Source organism: Polynucleobacter sp. MG-27-Goln-C1 (genome assembly GCF_018881905.1).
In the GTDB taxonomy this organism is placed as follows: domain Bacteria; phylum Pseudomonadota; class Gammaproteobacteria; order Burkholderiales; family Burkholderiaceae; genus Polynucleobacter.
The window spans coordinates 1-755 of the sequence record NZ_JACVPM010000010.1 but is presented as its reverse complement, the minus strand read 5'-3'; the positions used below and the strand labels follow the sequence as shown (position 1 = coordinate 755).

1 protein-coding gene is annotated in these 755 nt (G+C 38.4%); it reads left to right on the top strand.

Annotation, left to right across the window (positions count from 1 at the left end; translation table 11 throughout):
* The coding region (locus ICN14_RS10325) for a glycosyltransferase family 2 protein (protein ID WP_216226395.1) at nt 1–755 on the top strand (755 nt) is incomplete at both ends.

The window sequence follows — 755 nt, the reverse complement described above, 5'->3', positions numbered from 1 at the left end:
ATGGATATAAAACTCACCAGCATCATCGTTCTTTGCTATAACCAGTTAGCAGCAGCGACAAAGCCTTGCATTGAAAGCATTCTCAGAAATACTCCCGAAGGCTCCTATGAGCTCATCCTAGTAGACAATGCCTCTACTGATGGTACTGTCGAATACCTTAAGTCAATTGCAGAAAAAAATACATCAATAAAGCTTCGGTTAAATAGCATGAATAAAGGCTATGCAGGTGGCAATAATGATGGCATTAAGATGGCTGATGGAGAATTTATCATCCTGCTGAATAATGACACCTTGGTGCCAACAGGTTGGCTAAGTTGTTTATTGAAGACATTTGATCGCTACCCTAAGGTCGGCCTTATAGGCCCCGTTACTAATTCAGCTGGAAATGAGCAACGCATTGAGATTGAGGGTTTGAATGAAGGAAATTTTGAAGAAAAAATTCAAGGCTATCTCGAGCGTCAAAAGAATGAAGTCTATTTCACAGAAAAGTTAGGATTTTTTTGTGTAGCCATCCGTCGTTCAGTCATCGATAGGATAGGTTTATTGGATGAAAGTTTTGGAATTGGGATGTTCGAGGATGACGATTATTGTTTTCGTGCGAAAAAAATTGGATTTGATCTCGCAATTGCAGAAGATTCATTCGTCTATCACAAAGGCAGTTTGTCTTTCAACAAGCTAGCCATAAAAGAATATCAAGAGTTATTTAGTAAAAATAAAGAGCTGTTTCGAAAGAAGCATGATTATGTTTGGACGTT